Source organism: Azospirillum sp. A23, from assembly GCF_042938965.1.
Lineage (GTDB): Bacteria > Pseudomonadota > Alphaproteobacteria > Azospirillales > Azospirillaceae > Azospirillum > Azospirillum melinis.
This window is the reverse complement of sequence record NZ_CP170666.1, coordinates 539,314-560,260: the sequence shown is the minus strand read 5'-3', so window position 1 is coordinate 560,260 and position 20,947 is coordinate 539,314. Positions and strand designations below refer to the sequence as shown.

Annotated in this window: 19 protein-coding genes; 3 read left to right on the top strand and 16 right to left on the bottom strand. The window is 68.2% G+C overall.

What is annotated here, in order from left to right; genetic code table 11:
• Positions 1-40 precede the first annotated feature (40 nt).
• The gene (locus ABNQ40_RS11535) at positions 41-1,057 is read right to left on the bottom strand and encodes an ABC transporter substrate-binding protein (protein WP_109047655.1); all 1,017 of its coding nucleotides are present in this window, start codon (positions 1,055-1,057) and stop codon (positions 41-43) included.
• Positions 1,058-1,280: 223 nt separating this feature from the next.
• Here ABNQ40_RS11535 and ABNQ40_RS11530 point away from each other — a divergent pair, with 223 nt between their 5' ends.
• Positions 1,281-2,009 carry a GntR family transcriptional regulator gene (locus ABNQ40_RS11530; RefSeq protein ID WP_109490678.1) on the top strand — a complete coding sequence of 243 codons (729 nt, stop codon included), beginning with the start codon at positions 1,281-1,283 and terminating at the stop codon, positions 2,007-2,009.
• Between the two features lie 23 nt (positions 2,010-2,032).
• Here ABNQ40_RS11530 and mnhG read toward each other — a convergent pair whose 3' ends face one another.
• The 8 genes from mnhG to ABNQ40_RS11490 form a co-directional block, all read right to left on the bottom strand.
• The gene (gene mnhG, locus ABNQ40_RS11525) at positions 2,033-2,452 is read right to left on the bottom strand and encodes a monovalent cation/H(+) antiporter subunit G (protein ID WP_109047654.1); all 420 of its coding nucleotides are present in this window, start codon (positions 2,450-2,452) and stop codon (positions 2,033-2,035) included.
• Positions 2,449-2,730 (bottom strand): K+/H+ antiporter subunit F, encoded by a 282-nt coding sequence (locus ABNQ40_RS11520; protein ID WP_199235219.1) that lies wholly within the window; start codon positions 2,728-2,730, stop codon positions 2,449-2,451. Before ABNQ40_RS11520 ends, mnhG begins: the two co-directional genes overlap by 4 nt.
• Positions 2,727-3,215 (bottom strand): Na+/H+ antiporter subunit E, encoded by a 489-nt coding sequence (locus ABNQ40_RS11515; RefSeq protein WP_109047653.1) that lies wholly within the window; start codon positions 3,213-3,215, stop codon positions 2,727-2,729. The genes ABNQ40_RS11520 and ABNQ40_RS11515 overlap by 4 nt, the downstream gene beginning before the upstream one ends.
• Positions 3,216-3,223: 8 nt before the next feature.
• Positions 3,224-4,840 (bottom strand): monovalent cation/H+ antiporter subunit D, encoded by a 1,617-nt coding sequence (locus tag ABNQ40_RS11510; RefSeq protein ID WP_109490676.1) that lies wholly within the window; start codon positions 4,838-4,840, stop codon positions 3,224-3,226.
• Between the two features lie 8 nt (positions 4,841-4,848).
• Positions 4,849-5,193 (bottom strand): Na+/H+ antiporter subunit C, encoded by a 345-nt coding sequence (locus tag ABNQ40_RS11505; protein WP_098738499.1) that lies wholly within the window; start codon positions 5,191-5,193, stop codon positions 4,849-4,851.
• Positions 5,193-8,159, bottom strand: coding sequence for a monovalent cation/H+ antiporter subunit A (locus tag ABNQ40_RS11500; protein ID WP_109047652.1), 2,967 nt, complete (start codon positions 8,157-8,159; stop codon positions 5,193-5,195). Before ABNQ40_RS11500 ends, ABNQ40_RS11505 begins: the two co-directional genes overlap by 1 nt.
• Before the next feature lie 62 nt (positions 8,160-8,221).
• Positions 8,222-8,719, bottom strand: a complete 498-nt coding sequence (locus tag ABNQ40_RS11495; RefSeq protein ID WP_109047651.1) for a PTS sugar transporter subunit IIA — start codon at positions 8,717-8,719, stop codon at positions 8,222-8,224.
• A gap of 21 nt (positions 8,720-8,740) precedes the next feature.
• Entirely contained in the window at positions 8,741-9,616 is an 876-nt protein-coding gene (locus ABNQ40_RS11490; RefSeq protein ID WP_109047650.1) for a universal stress protein, read from the bottom strand.
• Between the two features lie 235 nt (positions 9,617-9,851).
• On the opposite strand from ABNQ40_RS11490, the gene ABNQ40_RS11485 reads away from it, so the two are divergent.
• Both ABNQ40_RS11485 and ABNQ40_RS11480 read left to right on the top strand, forming a co-directional pair.
• Positions 9,852-11,537 (top strand): ATP-binding protein, encoded by a 1,686-nt coding sequence (locus ABNQ40_RS11485; RefSeq protein WP_247879517.1) that lies wholly within the window; start codon positions 9,852-9,854, stop codon positions 11,535-11,537.
• The gene (locus ABNQ40_RS11480) at positions 11,534-12,178 is read left to right on the top strand and encodes a response regulator transcription factor (RefSeq protein WP_109047649.1); all 645 of its coding nucleotides are present in this window, start codon (positions 11,534-11,536) and stop codon (positions 12,176-12,178) included. The genes ABNQ40_RS11485 and ABNQ40_RS11480 overlap by 4 nt, the downstream gene beginning before the upstream one ends.
• 10 nt (positions 12,179-12,188) lie before the next feature.
• On the opposite strand, the gene ABNQ40_RS11475 is transcribed toward ABNQ40_RS11480, so the two are convergent.
• From ABNQ40_RS11475 to ABNQ40_RS11445, 7 genes are all read right to left on the bottom strand, one after another.
• Positions 12,189-12,935, bottom strand: coding sequence for a hypothetical protein (locus ABNQ40_RS11475; RefSeq protein ID WP_109047648.1), 747 nt, complete (start codon positions 12,933-12,935; stop codon positions 12,189-12,191).
• 53 nt (positions 12,936-12,988) lie between these two features.
• A complete protein-coding gene (locus ABNQ40_RS11470) occupies positions 12,989-14,371 on the bottom strand; it encodes an L-serine ammonia-lyase (protein ID WP_109047647.1) in 1,383 nt (460 codons plus the stop codon).
• A gap of 64 nt (positions 14,372-14,435) precedes the next feature.
• Entirely contained in the window at positions 14,436-15,710 is a 1,275-nt protein-coding gene (glyA, locus tag ABNQ40_RS11465) for a serine hydroxymethyltransferase (protein WP_109047646.1), read from the bottom strand.
• 15 nt (positions 15,711-15,725) lie between these two features.
• Positions 15,726-16,280 (bottom strand): sarcosine oxidase subunit gamma, encoded by a 555-nt coding sequence (locus ABNQ40_RS11460; RefSeq protein WP_109047645.1) that lies wholly within the window; start codon positions 16,278-16,280, stop codon positions 15,726-15,728.
• Between the two features lie 11 nt (positions 16,281-16,291).
• On the bottom strand, positions 16,292-19,303 hold the full coding sequence (locus tag ABNQ40_RS11455) for a sarcosine oxidase subunit alpha (protein WP_391346576.1): 3,012 nt from the start codon (positions 19,301-19,303) through the stop codon (positions 16,292-16,294).
• Positions 19,300-19,656, bottom strand: a complete 357-nt coding sequence (locus tag ABNQ40_RS11450) for a sarcosine oxidase subunit delta (protein ID WP_377806793.1) — start codon at positions 19,654-19,656, stop codon at positions 19,300-19,302. Before ABNQ40_RS11450 ends, ABNQ40_RS11455 begins: the two co-directional genes overlap by 4 nt.
• Before the next feature lie 10 nt (positions 19,657-19,666).
• Positions 19,667-20,920: a sarcosine oxidase subunit beta family protein gene (locus ABNQ40_RS11445; RefSeq protein WP_391346574.1), complete on the bottom strand. Its 1,254-nt coding sequence runs from the start codon at positions 20,918-20,920 to the stop codon at positions 19,667-19,669.
• Positions 20,921-20,947: the final 27 nt, after the last annotated feature.

The following is a 20,947-nucleotide window of genomic DNA, read 5'->3' as shown; positions in this document are numbered from 1 at the left end:
TGTCCCTTGAAACATCTGGCCGGATGCAGCCGGTAGCCGATCAGAAGCCCAACTCGGTCTTCGGCTTGGCCGTGACGGTTTCCAGGAAGCTGTAGTCGAGGTTCTTCTCGGCTGCGGCGGAGACGTCATGGCTGATGTATTTCAGGTCGCGCATCATCGCGGCGATGGCGAGCGTGCTGTCCTTGTGCATGGCATAGTCGGGCGCGGCGTTCTTCAGCGCCTCCGCGGCGACCGTCTTGTCCATGCCGGTGTATTTGTTGATGGTGTCGACCCAGGCGCCCCGGTCCGCCTTCAACTTGTCGACCAGCGCCACGACGGACGCGACGGTGGCCTCGACCGCCTTGGGATGCTCCTTGATCACGTCGGAGCGGGTGACGATCAGGTTGGTCAGGTTGCCGGCGGCCTGGTCGTAGGGAAGCGTGAAATGCCGGCCGGCTCCGCTGCTGCGGATCTGCGAGGCGAAGGGCTCGACCGTGCAGATCACGTCGACTTCGCCGCGCTGGAGGGCGGCGGCATGGTCGGACGGGTTGGGGATGTTAACGAACTGCACGTCCTTGTTGGCGTCGATCCCGTTCTTCAGGAAGGCACCGCGCATGTGGATGTCCTGCGCATTCCCGCGCGAGGCGGCGACGCGCAACGGCTCGCCCTTCGCCTTGCGGTCGGCGATCAGCGCCTTCAGCCCGGCCCAGTCGTCCGGCTTCAGCTCGATCCCCTTGGCGGTCAGGATCTCCGATCCGCCATTCACCTGACCGGAGATCGCCACCACGTCGAAGCCCTTGTCGAGGGCGGTGATGTAATGGAGGTAGGTGACCTGCGCCACGTCGATGCTCTTGGACACCAAAGCCGTCAGCACGTCGTTGCCGGAATTGAAGTTGATGGCCTCGATCTTCACGCCCTTCGCCAGATCGGGCGTCAGCGCCATCGGCAGGCAGTGGGCGCATTTGGCGAAGCCCAGCTTCACCGCGTCCATGTCGGCGGCCTGGGCGGTCGCGGCGGCCGCGGACAGGGCGAGGACCACGCCGGTGACGGCGCCAAGCGTGAAGGATCGAAGCGACATGGGCAGAATTCCCTGATGCGATTGCGATATCCCATCAGTCGCAAGCCGCGTGCCAAATTGTATACAATATGGTGATTTTAGATTTATCTTTTTATATCAATGATATATGAGTTTTCGAAAGCCAAGTGCGCACCTCGACTCTCTTGCCCTATTTTTAAGCGCATGGCATCGTTTGCGCATAGCTGCACAATCATTCAGCATTATGGACATCGCCGGATTGACCATGGACATTGTGAAGACCGCCAAGCTCCCCGCCGGGCCGATCCGCCGTGAAACGCTGCACCATGGTGCCGTTGCGGAGTTGCGCGCGATGATCCTGTCCGGCGAATTGCGGCCGGGCAGCCGCGTGCCGGAGGTCCAGCTGTGCGAACAGCTGGGGGTCTCGCGCACGCCTTTGCGGGAAGCGCTGCGCGTCCTGGCGGCGGAGGGGCTGGTGGAGCTTCGCCCGCACCGCGGCGCCGTGGTGACGCCGATCGACCCCAAGGAGATCGCCGCCGTCTTCGAAGTGATGGAGGCGCTGGAGGCGCTGGCGGGCGACCTTGCCTGCCGGCGGGGCACGCCGGAGGAGTTCGCCGAACTCGACCGGCTCCACGCCCAGCTTCACGCCCAGTTCGATGCCGGCGACCGGCCGGCCTATTTCCTGACCAACCGGCAGATCCACGCCCGGATCGTCGCGATGGCGCGCAACCCGTCGCTGGACGCCACCTATGCCGGCTTCGCCTCCAAGATTCTCCGGGCACGGTCGCTGGCCAATTACGATGAGGAGCGCTGGCGGCACTCGCTGAGCGAACATGACGGCTTCATGGCCGCAGTCCGGCAGCGTAATGCGGCGACGGCCGGCGGCCTCCTGGCCGCCCACAGCCGCCAAACAGCCGATGCGGTGCTCGCTGCGCTGAACGGCTGCGGTTCAGACGATCCAGGCAAGGTTGGGCGTCAAACCGCATCGCCGTGACGGGCGATCCCTGTCACGCCGCATCACACATCCTGCCCGCCTCCCAAACCCGGCTGGGACTGAGGGGCAGAGCCGGAAGTGCGCGCGTCCTGGCCGGAGGGCGGCGGCGGCACCTCGTCGCTTCCCTCGCTGCGGTCGCGGTAGAGAGCAGCGCGCGCCAGCAGCATCAGGGTGATCGGGGTGGTGACCACCATCAGGGCGGTGATCAGCACCTCGTGCAGGATTGCCCTGGATTCGAGAACCGAGAAGACCAGCATCGAAGCCAGCAGGATGCAGCCGATGCCCAGGGTCGAGCCCAGCGTCGGCGCGTGGACCCGCTGATAGAAGCTGCCGAACCGCAGCAGCCCGACGGTTCCGATCAGGGTCAGCACCGCACCGGCCAACAGCAGCAGGGCAGCGGGAATGGCGGCCCAGGCGGGGAGATCGGCCAGATGGTTGTTCATTCGATGACCTCGCCACGCATCAGGAACTTCGCCAGCGCCGCCGTCGACACGAAGCCGAGCAGGGCGATGATCAGAGCCGCCTCGAAATAGAGAATGCTGCCGTTGCGGATGCCGAAGGTGAGCAGCAGCATGGTCGCCGTGACGTAGAGGGTGTCCAGCCCCAGCACCCGGTCCTGCGCCCGCGGTCCCCGCAGCACCCGGAAGGTCGCGAAGGCCATGGCGACCACCAGCATGATCTGGGTGAGGAAGATCGTCCCCATCAGCAGGCTCAGGATCATTCGAACAGCTCCATCAACCGTGTCTCGTAGCGGCCCTTGATGGTGTCGATCCACTCCTGCTCGTCCACCAGATCGAGGATGTGCAGAAGGATGGTGTTCCGCCGCCGGTCATAGGCGACCCACACCGTGCCGGGAGTGGCGGTGACGATGCAGGCGAGCGTCGCCAGCCCGTAGGGCGCCCGCAGATCGAGCGGGATGCGCACGAAGCCCGACACCCGCCCGCCGCCGCCCGGCCGCAGGATGATCTTCGCGACCGCCCAGTTGGAGCGGAGGATATCCACCAGCACCACACCCAGCAACGACAGCGCGGCCTGCGGACGGCGGAAGCGTCCGCCCGGCAGGTCGAGCACCCCCAGCGTCGCGGCCGTCCCCAGCGAAAGAACGCCGCCCAGGATGATGGTGCCGGGGGCCACGCTCTCGTTCAGCAGCAGCCACACCCCCAGCAGCGTCGCCGTCATCATGGGATAGGGCAGCAGCCGCCTCATCAGCCGTCTCATCGGGCACCTCCGGCCGTCGGGCCCGCCGTCGGAATGCCGGACAGCACGGCACCGTTATAGTCCTGCGGCGCATGGAGAGCGCGCGCGGTGTCCTCCATGTAGCGCATGGCCGGTCCGGCCTGGATGGTCAGCGCCAGATTGAGGGCGAGCAGCAGCAGGACGGGCGCGATCTCGGCCACCCGCACCCGCGGCACCTCGGCGGCCGGCGAGGCCCAGAAGGCGTCGATGCCCACCCGCGTCATCGCCACCACCGTCGCCAGCCCCGACAGCACCAGCGCCGCCAGCAGGATCCAGGTGGTGACCGGAACTTCCGGCCCGGCCGACAGCAGCGGCGACAGGATGGCGAACTTGGCGAGGAATCCCGACAGCGGCGGCAGACCGGCCAGCAGGAGCGCGCTGGACATGAAGCCGATGCCGAGGATCGCCATCGTCGCCGGAATTGGGACGCCGGCCCCGCCACCACCCCCGCCGTCGTCGTCATCATCATCATCGCCCTCGCCGAAGGCTTCGCGGGTCACCGCCAGCACGTCGGCGCCGACACCGCGGCCGCGCTCCACCAGCTCGATCAGCAGGAAGAAACCGGCGACCGCCATCACGGAACTGGTCAGATAGAACAGCACCCCGCCGGTGACCGCCATCTGGCCGGCGCCGATGGCCGCCAGCAGGGTGCCGGACGACACCAGCACGGTGGCGCCGGCAAGCCGCGCCATGTTCTGCGTCGCCAGCACGGCGATGCAGCCGAAGCCGATGGTCAGCAAGCCGCCGATCAGCAGGACGGTGCCGCCGAAGCCGCTCGACGCCCCCGCCCCCTCGCCGAACACCAGAAGCCACAGCCGCAGCACGGCATAGATGCCGACCTTGCTGAGGATCGAGACGATGGCGGCCGAGGCCGAGCCCAGGGTGGAATAGGTGTTGGGCAGCCAGAAGCCCAGCGGCCACATCCCCGCCTTGATCAGGAAGGCGAGACCCAGGATCGCCGCACCGGCTTCCAGCAGCCCGCGATCCTCGGCAGCCAGGCTGGCAACGCGGCCGGCGAGGTCGGCCATGTTGAGGGTGCCGGAAACGCCGTAGATCATGCTGACGCCGATCAGGAACAGCAGCGACGCCGACAGGTTGATCGCGACGTAATGCAGCCCCGCCCGCACCCGCGCCAGCCCCGAGCCATGCAGAGCGAGGCCGTAGGAGGCCGCCAGCATGATCTCGAAGAAGACGAACAGGTTGAACAGGTCGCCAGTCAGGAAGGCCCCGTTCAGCCCCATCAGCTGGAACTGGAACAGCGGGTGGAAATGCGCCCCCGCCTTCTGCCAGCGCGGCAGCGAGAAGGTCAGGGCGGCCACACCCAGGATCCCGGTCAGCACCAGCATCAAGGCGGCAAAGCGGTCCAGCACCAGCACGATGCCGAAATTCGCCGGCCAGTTGCCGAGCCGGTAGACGCGGACGACACCAACCCCTGAATCGGCGACGGTCAGGGCCAGGATCGCCAGCCCCAGCAGCGCCAGCGCCGAGGCCATGCCGATCGCAGCCTTCAGCGTGCGCTGCCGCTCGTCGATCAGCATCATCACCGCCCCCGCCAGCAGGGGCACGACGATGGGGGCAATCGTCAGATGGTCCATCCAGCCGCTCACCGGCCGCTCTCCTTTCCGTCGACATGGTCGGTCCCGGTCAGGCCGCGGGCAGCGAGCAGCACGACGAGGAACAGGGCGGTGGTGGCGAAGCCGATGACGATGGCGGTCAGCACCAGCGCCTGCGGCACCGGGTCGGCATGCATGGCCAGCGTGCCGGCCCGCCCGCCCTCCAGAATCGGCGCCGCTCCCGTGCGCAGGCCGCCGGTGGAGAAGATGAACAGGTTGACGGCATAGGAGAGCAGCGACAGGCCGACGATCACCTGGAAGGTGCGGGGCCGCAGCAGCAGCCACACGCCGGAGCCGGTCAGCACGCCGATGCCGAGCGAAAGGATCAGTTCCATCAGTCGTCTCCCACGGCAGTCTCTCCCACGGCGGTCGCAACCGGTTCGGGTACCGCCGGAACCTCCGGCGGACGGGGGGCGGCGGCGCGGTGGCCGCGCAGCGATTGGCGGGCCAGCGCGATCAGGATCAGGATGGTGGCGCCGACCACCAGGGCGAAGACGCCGATGTCGAACAGCAGGGCGCTCGCCACCGGGACCTTGCCCAGCACCGGAATCTGCGAATAGGCGAAATAGCTGGTCAGGAACGGCCGGTCGAACATCCAGGCGCCGAGCCCGGTGCCGGCGGCCAGCAGCAGGCCGATGCCCATCCAACGCATCGGCAGAACGCGCAGCCGCGCCTCGACCCACTGGGTGCCGCCAAACATGTATTGCAGGATCATGGCGATGGCGACGGTCAGGCCCGCGGCGAAACCGCCGCCCGGCAGGTCATGGCCGCGCAGCAGCAGGAACAGCGCCACCAGCAGGATCACCGGGAACAGCAGGCGGGCGATCAGCGACGGGATGAACAGCCAGTCGGCCACGGTGTCGCCGTCCTTGCGGTCGGGCCGCGAGGCGTCGAAGGCGCTCTGATCGCGCTGCTGTTCGGGAACGTCCACACTGTCCGACGCCGGGCGGAAGCGGCGCAGCAGCGCGTAGGCGGTCATCGCCACCACCCCCAGCACGGCGATCTCGCCCATGGTGTCGAAGCCGCGGAAATCGACCAGGATGACGTTGACGACGTTGGTGCCGCCGCCCTCGCTGTAGGCCAGCTCCAGGAAATGGCGGGCCAGCAACTCCGGCGGGAAGCGCGTCATCACCCCGAAGGCCAGCCCGGCCATACCGGCCCCGGCGGCGGTGGCGATGCCGAGGTCGCGCAGGCGGCGGGTCAGCGTGACCGCCTCCGACCCGCGGCTGCCGGGGATGTCCATCCGCTTGGGCAGCCAGCGCAGGCCCAGCAGCAGCAGGATGGTGGTGACCACCTCCACCAGCAGCTGGGTCAGCGCGAGGTCGGGGGCGGAGAACCAGACGAAGGTGACGCAGACGACCAGCCCGGTGCCGCCGAGCAGGATCAGCGCCGCCAGCCGGTGGAACTTCGCCTGCCAGGCGGCACCCAGCGCGCAGGCGGCCCCCAGCAGCCAGATCAGCGCCAGCACCGGGTCGATGCCGGACGGCACCAGATTGCCCGGCCCCACCCCGCGGGTCCACACGGTCCAGCCGGCGGCCAGCACCGCGGCGACCACCACCAGCCGCAGCTGCGGCTGAAGGCGGCGGGTGCCGAGCACGCCTTCGGCAGTGCGGGCCAGCCGCCAGGACAGGAAGACCATCGTCCGCTCGAACATGCGCCGCCCTTCCAGGCTGCGGATCAGCGGCGGCCCCTCGATGCCCTTGGCGAGGTGGCTTTGCAGCAGCCGGTAGAGGATCAGCCCGGCGGCGAAGGCGGCCATGCTCATCACCAGCGGCAGGTTGAAACCGTGCCAGACCGCGAGGCTGTATTCCGGCGTCGCAGCACCCAGGGCGGCGCGGGCGGCCATATCGAGATAGGGGCCGACGGTGGCGGCCGGCAGGATGCCGATGACGATGCAAGCCAGCACCAGCACCTCGACCGGGAAGCGCATCCAGGCCGGCGGCTCGTGCGGCTTGTGCGGCAGGTCGACCGGATCCGGCCCGAAGAAGGTGCCGTGGATGAAGCGCAGCGAATAGGCGACACTGAAGGCGCTGGCCACCATCGCCGCGACCGGCAGAATGTCGAAGAAGACCGGCAGCGGGTCTTTGGCGGAGAGCGCCTCGGCGAAGAACATCTCCTTCGACAGGAAGCCGTTCAGCAGCGGCACGCCCGCCATGGCGCCGGCGGCGATCAAGGCGAGGCGGGCGGTGAAGGGCATGAAGCGGTTCAGCCCCGACAGGCGCCGGATGTCGCGCGTCCCCGTCTCGTGGTCGATGATGCCGGCGGCCATGAACAGCGAGGCCTTGAAGGTCGCGTGGTTGATGACGTGGAAGATCGCCGCCACCATCGCCAGCTCGCTGTTCAGGCCAAGCAGCAGGGTGATCAGGCCGAGATGGCTGATCGTCGAATAGGCCAGCAGCCCCTTCAGATCATGCTGGAAGATGGCGACATAGGCGCCGAGCAGCAGGGTGGCGAGACCGGCCGACCCGACGATCCAGAACCACGCCTCGGTCCCCGCCAGCACCGGCCACAGCCGCGCCATCAGGAAGATGCCGACCTTCACCAGCGTCGCCGAATGCAGGTAGGCCGACACCGGGGTCGGCGCCGCCATGGCATGCGGCAGCCAGAAATGGAAGGGGAACTGGGCGCTCTTGGTCAGGGCACCGAGCAGGATCAGCACCAGGGCCGGCAGGTAGAGCGGATGCGCCCGGATGCGGTCCCCGGCCGTCAGCACGGCGTCGAGATCGTAGCTGCCGACGATGTGGCCGAGGATCAGCACGCCCGCGAACAGGCAGAGCCCGCCGGTCGCCGTGACCGTCAGCGCCATGCGGGCACCGTCGCGCGCGGCGGCGGTGTGGTGCCAGTAGCCGATCAACAGGAAGGAGAAGAGGCTGGTCAGCTCCCAGAAGAAGGCGAGCTGGATCAGGTTGCCTGACAGCACCACCCCCGTCATCGACCCCATGAAGGCGAGCAGGAAGGCGAAGAAGCGCGGCACCGGATCCTCGGCCGCCATGTAATAGCGGGCGTAGACCACCACCAGCACGCCGACCCCGAACACCAGCCCGGCGAAAAGCCAGGCGAAGCCGTCCATCCTCAGTGAGAAGTCGAGCCCAAGCGACGGCATCCATCCGGCGGTGAGGCGGAGCACGCCACCCGCCGAAACCGTCGGGTAGGCCGCCCACACCATCGCCAGCCCGAGCAGCGCCACCCCGCCGGCCAGCCACGCCGCGGCGTTGCGCGCATGGGTAGGCAGCAGTCCGGCGGCGACCGCGCCGGCAAAGGGCAAGGCGATGGCGATCAAGAGCGGGAGTGCGTCGGGCATGAAATCCTACGGCAGACTGGCGGCAGACTGGAGGCACACTGGAGCGGCGGCGATGGACGGCGTCAGAAGCCAGGGGTTGCGTCGTTGCAGTCCCGGTCGCACTCATCCTGGGCAACGGCCTGGACGACGATCTGGGCCGCGTCGTCAGCGGTCTTGGCGCCGCGCAGCCGGCGCAGCGACTGCGGATCGCGCAGCGCCCCGCAGATTTCCGCCATGGCCGCCAGCAGCCCCTTGCGGTTCGATGCCGGCCAGAGCGCCAGAAAGACCAGATCGACCGGCTCGTCGTCGCGCGCGTCGAAATCGACCGCCCGCTGAAGACGGGCGAACAGAACGACCGGAGCCGCCAGATCGGCAAGCTCCGTATGGGGAAGCGCAACCCCCCTGCCGAGCGCGGTGGAGCCGATCTTCTCCCGCGCCTGCAAGGCTTCCAGGATCTCGGGCGCCGGCCGCCCGCTGCGGCCGGCCGCCTCCGCCGCCAACTGGTCGAGCAGCGCCGCCTTGTTGCCGGGCGCGGCATCGAGAATCACGTCGGAAGCGGAAAAATGGTCAGCGATGGTCATCCGGTTCTCCATTCAGGCCCATCAGGGGCAAAGTGTGGGTGCGGGCGCCGGGGACCAGCCGGAGCCCATTCCCACGCCACCGATCAGCACGTCACAGGGCAGCACGTCGATCACCTCGGACGCCGTGCTGCCCAGCAGGGCGCGGGAAACGCCGCTGCGTCGGGCGGAGCCCATTGCGACCAGATCGTACCGCCCCTGCCGGGCCATTCCGACGATCCGCTGTCCGGGAGAGCCGGTCAACAGGATCGTCTCCACCTCCACCCCACCCGGCGGCCCACCCGGCGGCCCGTCATCATGGGGGCCGAGCACGTTCCGGAAATCGTGCTCGACCTGTGCCTTGTCCAGTGCCGACGCGTCCGGCAGGTCAGCGACATGCAGCAGGTGGATGCATCCCTCCTCCATCAGCATGCGCGCCGATTCCACCGAAGAGCGCGACCGTTCGGAAAAATCGACCGGCACCAGCGCCCGCAGATAGGGCTGGAGCGGCTTGTCGCGCACGATCAGCATCGGCGTTCCGTCGGCAATCGCGATGCGCTCGACGGTGGAGGCCAGGAACAGGTCCGCCACCCGGTCGCGCTGGTGCAGGCCAACCACCAGAAGGTCGGGACGCCACAAACCGGCATAGCCGGCGACCCGGTGTTCCACCGCATCTCCGCGCACCGCGACCGCCTGCGCCCGGATGCCGGCCCCGCCGCTTGCGGCCAGGATGTGGCGCTGCAATTCGCCTTCCACATGGTGCAGCGGCAGGCAGTCATAGCGGCCGCCGCTGCCGTCGACGACATGCAGCGCCGTCAGCTCCGCATCGAACCGGTGGGCGAGCTGAACGGCGCGCTCCAGGGCGCGGTCCGATTTCGGTTCCAGGTCGGTTGCCAGCAGAATGCGCTTGAGGCTTGCCATCGTGACGGTTCCGGTCGCTTGGGGTCTCCGGTCCTTTTGTTCCGGTGCGGTCCGTTGCCTGCCGGAAATCGCTCCGCAGGAAACAGCTCAATGATCGGAAGTCGGCGGCAATCTGTCCATGCCGGGAAATACGGACCCGAAGGGGCCGCATCCGACGCCACAGGCTGTCCGTAGTAATACGGGCCCGGCGATTTCACTTGATGCAGTCGGAGCGGGTTGGCGTTACCATCGCCCCATGTCGCAGATTGTCCGCCGCAAATGGATGTTCGTTCCGGCCTATCTGGCCGTCCACCTGTTCCTGGATTGGATCAGCTTCATCCATGCGGTCTCGTCCATCAACATCACGCCGTGGAACCCGCCGGCCGGGCTGATGATGGGGGTGTCGGTGCTGTTCGGCGTCCGCGCCGTGCCCCTGGTCTGGCTGGCCCTGACCGCCGCCGACTTCGTCGTCCGCGATCTGCCCATAACGCTTCTGCCCATGACGCTGTGGGCCCCGTTTCTCGCGAACGGCGTCGTCGCCTTGGGCTATGGGATCGCAGGATGGCTGCTGCGCCGCGCAATCGATCCGGGCCTGTCCCGGCTGCGTGACATCGTCCTGCTGCTGGGCGGCAGCGCCGCGGCGGTGCTGGGCATCGGTCTGTGCTTCATCGCCATCCACACCGCGACCGGGCTGTTCGCGTGGACGGACTTTCCCGAGGTGCTGCTGCGCTATTGGACGGGCGAAGTCATCGGCATCGCCGTTCTGACGCCGCTGGTGCTGATCGGCCGGCGGATGCCGGCCCTGCGCTGGTCCTGGAGCGGTGCGGCGGAAACGCTGGCGCAGGGGGCACTGATCGGCTTCACCCTGTGGCTCGATTTCGGCCCGCTCGCCTCCTCGCAGTACGAGCATTTCTATCTGCTGTTCCTGCCGGCCATCGGCATCGCCGTGCGGCATGGGCTGGTCGGCGCGGTGGTGGCCTCGGTCGCCACGCAGGCCGGGCTGATCGCCGCCATCCAGGCGACCGGCGTCGATACCGACCGCATGGCCCATTTCCAGCTGCTGATGCTGACTCTGGCCGTCACCATCCTGCTGCTGGGCGCCGTGGTCAGCGAGCGCCGCCGGGCGGAGGACAGGCTGCGGGTGCGGCAGTCCGACCTCGCCCACGCCTCCCGCCTGATCGAGGCGGGCGAGATGACGGCGGCGCTGGCCCATGAGCTGAACCAACCGCTGGCGGCGACGATGGGCTATGCCCGCGCCGCCCGCAAAGTCGCCCGGATCGAAGGGGCCTCCCCCCGCCTGACCGAGATCCTTGACAAGACCGTCACCCAGGCGGAGCGGGCGGACCGGGTCATCCGCAGCCTGCGCGATTTCGTGCGCAAGGGAGCCAGCGACCGCGCCTCGCTGCCGGTCGCCACGCTGATCGCCGATTGCCTGACGCTGGCCGGCCCGCTGGCCAGCCGCCATGCGGTGGAGATCGTCGCCGAAATCGACCCTGCCCTTCCTGCTCCCCTACCGACTGTTGACGGCGACGCGGTCCAACTGCAGCAGGCGATTCTCAACCTCGTCCGCAATGCCGCGGAAGCGATGGGTGAAAGTGCCGGTGGCGGTCCGTCCGCCCAGGCCCATACGGCCCGGCGCCGCATCGTGATCTTCGCCTGCCCCGCCGCCCAGCCCGGCTTCGTCGCCATCGGCGTGCGCGACACCGGACCAGGCCTTGCCGAAGTGGTGGAGCGCAACCTGTTCGCCCCCTTCGTCACCACCAAGCCAACCGGCATGGGGCTTGGGCTGTCCATCGTCCGCACCATCGTCGAGAGCCATGGCGGCACCCTGACCGCAAGAAGCGGACCGGATGGCGGCACCGTTGGCGGTCCCATTGGCGGTACCGTGTTCCAGTTCACCATTCCCGCTCATGCCGCGGGCAAAAACGGAGAGCCCGCATGACGACCGAGACGCCCGCCGCGGGCTCCGGAGCCACCCCGGTGGCTTTCGTGGTGGACGACGACGAGGCCGTACGCGATGCCCTGGCGCTTCACCTCGATCTGGCCGGGTTGGCCGTACGCTGCTGCGCGTCGGCCGCCGAGTTCATGGAGACAGCATCCCCCGACCAGCCGGGTTGCGCCATTCTCGACATCCGCATGCCGGGCATGGACGGGCTGGATTTGCAGCAGGAGATGATCCGGCGCGGACTGACCCTGCCCGTGATCGTCATCACCGGCCATGGCGACGTCACCGCCGCGGTGCGGGCCTTCCGGGCCGGGGCGGTGGATTTCCTGCAAAAGCCGTTCGACGAGGATCTGCTGATCGAGCGGGTGCAGGAGGCGTTCGCGCGTGACCTCGCCGCGCGCAGCGCCGATGCGGAGGTCGGGGAAATCCGCCGCCGCCTCGCCTTGCTCAGCCCGCGCGAACTGGAGGTGATGGAGATGGTCGCCCAGGGCCTGCCCAACAAGATCATCGCCACCCGCCTCGCCATCGGCATCCGCACGGTCGAAACCCACCGCGCCCGCGTGCTGGAAAAGATGGAGGCCCGCAATGCCCCGGAGCTGGCGCTGATGCGGATGAAGCTGGGTGAACGGCTGGAATGACGCTTCGCGTTCAAAGAGCGAACAGCACCGCCCCTGCCGTGCGATCGAGAAGAGCGGCCAGCCGCCACTCGAAGCCGATGGAATTCCAGAAGCGCGCCGGACGTTCCACCACCAGAAGGTCGCCGTCGGCATCGAGACTGGCGGCGCTCTGCGCATCGGTGGTCGGCCGCACCGTCGAAAGCCGGACCGGACACCGGCAGTCCAGTTGCCGCAGCCACTCGTCCGCCCGTCCCGGATCGGCGCGCTCGTCGAGGATCAGGTGAACCGACGCGATGGCCGGAAAGAGCCGTCGGGCGATGCGGAAGGATTTCAGTTCGCGTGGCGGCCCGTCCGCCAGGATGGCGATGCTTCGCCCCAGGTGGGACGGTGTCTCGCGCGGGGCGACCAGAACCGCGCCGAACCGCTGCGCATCGGCGCTCCAGCAGGACGGCTTGCCGGGCTGCGGCCTGCCGGCCAACAGCAGATCGAACCTCCCGACCGGCGCCTGGCTCAGGTGGAGCGCTCCCTCACCGGGGAGAAGGGCCGCAAGGCGGCGCGCCTGGCTTGCCGCGCTACGCAACAGTGTGTCGTTGCCGTGGTCCTGCGTGAGAACATGCAGATCCATATAACCGCGTGCGCACAGTCCGGCACCCGGCCCACGGTCCGCAGGACCGGCCGTGACGGTCACGCCCGGATTCATCGACAGCAGCCAGCCAAAGGCCAGCAGCGGCGCCAAATCGCCATCCAATGCAGCGAATATCCGGATGCCGTTGCCCATGGAATCGACCTCGGCTGACGACGGAGAGGCTGGCGGCAAGACGGCGGAGAGCGTCAGCACTCCGGCAGATTGACCGCCAGCCCGCCCAGGCTGGTCTCCTTGAACTTGGTGCTCATTTCCTCGCCGGTCTGCCGCATCGCCTGGATGCAGTTGTCAAGCGGCATGAAGTGCTGGCCGTCGCCGCGCAGCGCCAGGGACGCCGCAGCCACCGCCTTGGTGGCGCCGATGGCGTTGCGCTCGATGCAGGGCACCTGGACCAGACCGGCAACCGGGTCGCAGGTCATGCCGAGGTGATGCTCCAGCGCGATTTCAGCCGCATTCTCCACCTGCTCCGGCGTCCCGCCCAGCACGGCGCACAATCCCGCCGCGGCCATGGCGGCGGCCGACCCGACCTCGCCCTGGCAGCCGGCCTCCGCCCCGGAGATCGAGGCATTGTGCTTGATCAGCCCGCCGATTGCCGCGGCGGTCAGCAGGAAATCGGCGACCTTGGCCGGCTCGGCCCCGGCGCAATGATCGAGGTAATAGCGGATCACCGCCGGCACGACGCCGGCCGCCCCGTTGGTCGGCGCGGTCACCACCCTGCCGCCGGCCGCATTCTCCTCATTGACCGCCATGGCATAGATGGCGAGCCAGTCGGACGCGACGTGCGGCAGGCTCGAATTGGCCCCGCGTTCGCGCAGAAGCTGCTGATGGATGGCCTTGGCCCGCCGCTTGACCTTGAGGCTGCCGGGCAGCTGGCCATCCAGGCTGAGGCCACGCTCGATGCAGCCGTTCATCGCCGCCCAGACCGCGCCGAGCTTCTCGTCCACCTCGGCGGGGGAGCGGACGACGATCTCGTTGGCGCGCTTCATCTCGGCGATGGACGCGCCGCTCTCCCGCGCCATCCGCAGCATCGCCGCGGCGTTGTGGAAGGGATAGGGCCAGCCGGCGGACTCGCTCGCGAACACCGTCGGCGGAGCTTCCCGTTCCGCCGCTGTGACGACGAAGCCGCCGCCGATGGAATAGAAGATTTCCGAGAACGTCACCTTCCCGGCTTGGTCCAATGCCTGGAAAACCAGCCCGTTGGCATGGCCGTGCAGCGGCGGCCCGAAGTCGAAGACCAGATCGGTTTCCGGATCGAAGTCCAGAGCCGGCAAACCGACCGGGTGCAGCCTCCGGGTCCGCCAAAGCTCGGCGATCCGCTCCTCCGCTTCATCGACATTCAGGTTGTCCGGCCGGTAGTCGAGAAGCCCGAGCAGCACCGCCCGGTCCGTCGCATGCCCCTTGCCGGTGAAGGCGAGCGAGCCGTGCAGCCGGACCTTGATCGCCGCGGGTGCGGCATCCGCCGACGCCCGCAGCATGTCGAGGAACCGCACCGCCGCGGTCATCGGTCCCATCGTGTGCGACGACGACGGGCCGATGCCGATCTTGAAAACATCGAAAACGCTGAGAAACATCGCGCGCCTCGTCAGGTCAAAAAAGTTGGCCTTAAGCAGGATTTCCCAGCGGCACGAGTCCCGGTCAGCCGTAGATCGGGAAACGCTCGCACAATTCGCGGACTTCGCCATGCACGCGCTTCTCGACCTCGGCATTGCCCTCCGGTCCGGCGGCGGCAAGGGCGTCGATGACGGTCAGGATCAGTTCGCCGATGCGGGCGAACTCCGCCTCGCCGAAGCCGCGGGTGGTGCCCGCCGCGGTGCCGAGACGCACGCCGGAGGTCACCGCCGGCTTTTCCGGGTCGAACGGGATGGCGTTCTTGTTGCAGGTCAGGCCGGCCCGCTCCAGCGCGCGCTCCGCGTCGCGGCCCTTCACGCCCTTCGGCCGCAGATCGACCAGCACCATGTGGCAGTCGGTGCCGCCGGACACGATGTCCAGCCCGCCCTTGACCAGCGTACCGGAAAGCACCTTGGCGTTGGCGACCACCTGCGCGGCATAGGCCTTGAACTCCGGGGTCAGCGCCTCGCCGAAGGCGACCGCCTTGGCGGCGATGACATGCATCAGCGGACCGCCCTGGTTGCCCGGGAACACCGCGGAGTTGAACTTCTTGGCCAGCGCCTCGTCGTTGGTCAGGATCATGCCGCCGCGCGGGCCGCGCAGGGTCTTGTGCGTGGTGGTGGTCACCACATGGGCATGCGGCAGCGGGTCCGGATACTGGCCGGTGGCGACCAGACCGGCGTAATGGGCCATGTCCACCATCAGATAGGCGCCGATCTCGTCGGCGATGCGGCGGAACTCGGCGAAGTCGATCACCCTCGGATAGGCCGAGGCACCGGCGACGATCAGCTTCGGCTTGGTCTCCAGTGCCTTGGCGCGCAGGGCATCATAGTCGATCAGCTGGTCGCTCTCGCGCACCTCGTAGCTGACGATGTCGAACCACTTGCCCGACATCGTCACCGGCGAACCGTGGGTCAGGTGGCCGCCATGGGCCAGCGACATGCCCATCACCCGGTCGCCCGGCTGGAGCAGGGCGAGGAACACCGCCTGATTGGCCTGGGCGCCCGAATGCGGCTGTACATTGACGAAGCCGGCGCCGAACAGCTGCTTGGCGCGGTCGATGGCGATGGTCTCCACCTCGTCCACGAACTCGCACCCGCCATAATAGCGGCGGCCCGGATAGCCTTCGGCGTATTTGTTGGTGAGGATCGAGCCCTGTGCGGCCAGCACGTCCGCCGAGACGATGTTTTCCGAGGCGATAAGCTCGATCTCGTATTTCTGGCGGTTAAGCTCGCGCCCGATGGCCGCCGCAATCGCGGAATCGGTGAGATCGGATTTCGGCAGGGACTGATGACGGGTCATGTGCGGTTCTCTCGATCAGAGGCCGAGCGCGATTTCGCGGCTGACGGCGTGCAGGATTCCCCAGACATGGTCGGCGAAGGAGCGCCAGACCTCGATCCGGAAGCGGTTCTTGTCCTCGCGGATCAGGACGATCTGCGCCTTGTCGAAGAGGGTGCGGCAGCCGGTGCCGACCGCCATCGCCCCGACATCGAAGGCGATGGCCGAGCGCAGGGCGAGCACCGTGGCCTCCCCCTCCACCAGGATGCCGACCTCGCGATGGCCGATATCGACCAGGCTGTGCGTCTCCCCAAGGGCGGCGAAGGCGTCGGCGATTGCGTCGCTCTCGGCGACCGGCGCGGTCAGCACCCACTCGTCGGGTCCGAGTTGCAGGGCTGTGCGCCCACCGGCTTCCACCATCCCGCCGATGCGGGTGGGGAGCGGCACGCCGAAGGCGGCCCCGGCCGCCTGGACAGCGGCGGGATCGATGCGCAGGCTGAAGCGGGCGACATCCTCGGCGGCACGGATGCTCAGCCGGCTTGCGGTGTCGCCGGGGATGGTCTTGCCCAGCAACGGGTGATTGGCCAGAAGCATGGGTAAGCCTCCTATGCGCTGAGACGCTTGTTCTCGGGATCGACGAACACCATGCTGGTGATGGTCGCGACATGGACCTTGTCCGGCATCGGCACATGCACGGTCTTGCCCTGCAGGGACCGGCCGCCTTGGATCACCGCAAAGGCGACGGACCGCCCCAGCTCGGCGCTCCAGTAGGACGAGGTCACATGGCCGACCATATCCATCGGCACCGGCTGGTTGGGGTCGAGGACGATCTGCGCCCCCTCCTCCAGCACGGTCTTCGGATCGCTGGTCAGCAGGCCGACCAGCTGCTTGCGGTCCGCCGCCAGCATGTCCGGACGGGACAGGGAGCGTTTGCCGACGAAGTCCGGCTTGGTCTTGCCGACGGCCCAGGACAGGCCGGCATCGTCCGGCGTCAGCGTGCCGTCCGTGTCCTGTCCGACGATGATGTAGCCCTTCTCGGCGCGCAGGACGTGCATCGTCTCGGTGCCGTAGGGGGTGATGCCGAAGCGCTGGCCGGCCTCGAACAGTTTTTCCCACACCGCGCGGCCGTAGCGGGCCGGCACGTTGATCTCGAAGCCGAGTTCGCCGGTGAAGGAGACGCGGAACAGCCGGGTCGGCACGCCACAGATTTTGCCGGTCGCCACCGCCATGTGCGGGAAGGCGCCTTCCGACAGGTCGATGCCCTCGACGAAGGGCTCGATCAGCTTGCGGGCGTTCGGACCTTGCAGCGCGATCACCGACCATTGCTCGGTGGTCGAGGTCAGCCAGACCTTCAGGTCGGGCCATTCGGTCTGGAGATAATCCTCCATCATGCCCAGCACGCGCGCCGCACCGCCGGTGGTGGTGGTGACGTGAAAGCGGTCATGGGCCAGACGCCCGATCACCCCGTCGTCGCGGATGAAGCCGTCCTCGCCCAGCAGCAGGCCGTAGCGGCAGCGGCCGGGGGCCAGCTTGGTCCAGGCGTTGGTGTACATGCGGTTCATGAACTCGGCGGCGTCGGGACCGACAATCTCGATCTTGCCGAGGGTGGAGGCGTCGAAGATGCCGAGCGACGAGCGCACCGCCTTGCATTCACGCGCCACCGCCGCATGCATGTCCTCGCCGACCTGCGGGAAGTACCAGGCGCGTCGCCACAGCGACACCGGCTCGTACACCGCGCCGTTCTCTTCGGCCCAGCCGTCGATCGGCGTCTTGCGCGTCACTTCGAACAGCGCGCCCTTGTTGTAGCCGGCGAAGGTGCCGAAGCTGGTCGGGGTGTAGGGCGGGCGGAAGGTGGTCAGGCCCACCGCCGGGATCGGCCGCTTCAGCGCATCGGACGCGACGGCCAGACCGTTGATGTTGGACAGCTTGCCCTGGTCCGTCGCCATGCCGTTGGTGGTGTAGCGCTTGATGTGCTCGATGGATTTGAAGCCCTCGCGCACCGCCAGCCGGATGTCCTTGGCCATCACGTCGTTCTGGAAATCGACGAACGCCTTGGCGTGGCCCGGATCGAGGTCGGTCGGCAGCTCGCGGCCGGTCACCCCGGTGAAGGACAGCTCGCCCTCCACATGGTAGGCGGCCGGCTCGGCCCCAAACCCAGCCCCAGACCCGGCATCCGCGGCAGCGGCGGCGCCGGCGGCGGCACCGTCCTCGAAGGCGGCCTTCAGCCCGAAACGGCCCTTGCCGGCACCGGCCAGACGGCACTCCTCCTTGCCGCGACCGGGCAGGAACATCTGGCCGTCCTCGTTCCAGGTCAGCGCCCCCTGGGTGTGGGAGAACAGATGGATGCTGGGGGTCCAGCCGCCCGACATCAGCAAGGCGTCGCAGGCGATGGTCTCGGCACCGCCGACCTTGCCTCCGGCGCCAACCGGATTGACCCGCACCGAGGAGACGCGCAGCCGGCCCTTGGTCCCGGTGACGGTCCAGCCGATCAGCGTCCTGATGCGCAGCGCATCCGCCGCCGCGACAAGCTGGGTCGGCACGGTGCCGCGGACATCGACGATGGCCGCGACCTCCACCCCCGCCTTGGCAAGGTCGAAGGCGGCATGCCAGGCGCTGTCATGGCTGGTGACCGCGACGACCCGGTTGCCGACCTTGACGCCATAGCGGTTCAGGTAGGTGCGGGCGGCACCGGCCAGCATCACGCCCGGCCGGTCGTTGCCGGCGAACACCAGCGGCTTCTCGATGGCGCCCTGGGCCAGCACCACCTGCTTGGCCCGGACCTTCCACATCCGCTCACGCGGGGCGCCGTCCGGCACGATGCGCAGATGGTCGGTCAACCGCTGGCAGAGGCCGACGAAATTCTGGTGGTAGTAGCCGATGGCCGTGGTGCGCGGCAGCACGGTGACGTTCGGCATCGCCGCCAGCGCGGCGTTGGTGTCCTCCAGCCAGTCCCAGGCCAGCTGCCCGTTGATCTCGGCCGTCGGCTCCGCCAGCAGCGAGCCGCCGATTTCCGACTGCTCGTCGCACAGGATGACCGACGCGCCGCTGCGCCCCGCTTCCAGCGCGGCGGCAAGACCGGCGGCACCGCCGCCGACGACCAGCACGTCGCAATGGGCGAAGCGGCTGGCATAGGTGTCGGGATCGGGGGCGGTCGGCGCCTTGCCCAGGCCGGCGGCGTTGCGGATGACCGGCTCGTAGACCTTGTCCCAGAAGCTCTTCGGCCACATGAAGGTCTTGTAGTAGAAGCCGGCCGAGAACAGCATGTAGAGCGCGTCGTTGACCGCGCCGATGTCGCGGGTCAGCGACGGCCAGCGGTTCTGGCTCTCGGTCTTCAGCCCTTCGAACACCTCCAGCACCGTCGCCCGCGTGTTCGGCTCGAACCGGCCGTTGCCGCGGTTGCTGCCGACCAGCGCGTTCGGCTCCTCCGACCCGGCGGTCAGGATGCCGCGCGGGCGGTGGTACTTGAAGGAGCGACCGACGAGATGGACGCCGTTCGCCAGAAGCGCGGACGCCAGCGTGTCGCCCTCATAGCCGTTGTAATCCACGCCGTCGAAGGTGAAGCGGAGCTGACGGCTGCGGTTGACCCTGCCCTTGCCGGCAATGCGGAAATTGCTCATGGACGTGCATCCTTGACGCTGGCGGCGGAGGCGGCAGCGGAGTCGGCGGCGGCGCTGGAAGCGAGCGCGATCTCCTCGTCGCTCGGACGCGGAGCCCCGGCCTTGTAGGTCATGGAGAATTTGTCGGTCACGGTGTCGCGCACCGCGTTGAAGAAGCGGCCGCAGCCATGCATGTGGCGCCAGCGCTCGAAATGCCGGCCGCGCGGGTTGGTGCGGATAAACAGGAAGTCGCGCCATTCGTCGTCGGACAGGGCGGAGGGGTCCGCCGGGCGCGCGATGTGCGCCTCGCCGGCATAGGTGAACTCCACCTCCGGGCGCTCTGCTTCGCAATAGGGGCAGCGGATGAGCAGCATGATCGTCTCCTCAATGCGCGACGGCGGCGGCGGCGGCCTCGTCGATCAGCCGCCCGGTCCTGAAGCGTTCCAGCGTGAACGGCGCGTTGATCGGGTGCGGCTCGTCGCGGGCGATGGTGTGGGCGAAGACGTTGGCCGACCCCGGCGTCGCCTTGAAGCCGCCGGTTCCCCAGCCGCAATTGACGTAGAGCCCCGGCACCGGCGTCTTGGCGATGATCGGCGAGCGGTCGGGCGTGACGTCGACGATGCCGCCCCATTTGCGCAGCATGCGCATACGGTTGAAGATCGGGAACACCTCGCAGATGGCGGCGACGGTGTGTTCGATCAGCGGCAGACCGCCGCGCTGGCTGTAGGAGGTGTATTGGTCGGTGCCCGACCCGATGACCAACTCCCCCTTGTCGGACTGGCTGATGTAGGCGTGCACCGTGTTGGACATCACCACGCAGGGGAAGGCCGGCTTGATCGGTTCCGACACCAGCGCCTGCAACGGATAACTTTCCAGCGGCAGCCGGACGCCGGCGGTGTCCATCACCACCGAGGTGTTGCCGGCGGCCGACACCGCGACCTTCTTGGCCTTGATGAAGCCGCGCGCCGTCTCCACGCCGGTGACGCGGCCGGAGGCGTCGCGGCGGATGGCGGTCACCGGGCAGTTCTGGATGATGTCCACCCCGCGCGCCGAGGCGGCCCGCGCATAGCCCCAGGCCACCGCATCGTGGCGGGCGGTGCCGCCGCGCCGCTGCAACGCGGCCCCCATCACCGGATAGCGGGCGTTGGCGGCGATGTTCAGCGGCGGGCAGTATTCCTTGGCCTGTTCCGGCGTCAGCCACTCGTTGTCGATGCCGTTCAGGCGGTTGGAGTGGATGTGGCGCTTGAAGCTCTGGATGTCATGGACCGTGTGCGCCAGCATCATCACGCCGCGCTGCGAGAACATGACGTTGTAGTTCAGCTCCTGGCTCAGCCCTTCCCACAGCTTCACCGCATGCTCGTAGAGCCGGGCGCTTTCATCGTACAGGTAGTTGGAGCGGATGATGGTGGTGTTGCGGCCGGTGTTGCCGCCACCGAGCCACCCCTTCTCCACCACCGCCACGTTGGTGATGCCGTGTTCCTTGGCGAGATAATAGGCCGCACCCAGACCATGCCCGCCCGCGCCGACGATCACGACGTCATATTCGGATTTCGGTTCCGCATCGGGCCATTGAGGCTGCCAGTTCTTGTTGCCGGTCAGCGCATTGGTCAACAGCGAGGAAAATGAGAAGCGGGTCATGGCAGCACCGCGAAGTTCAATGTGCTG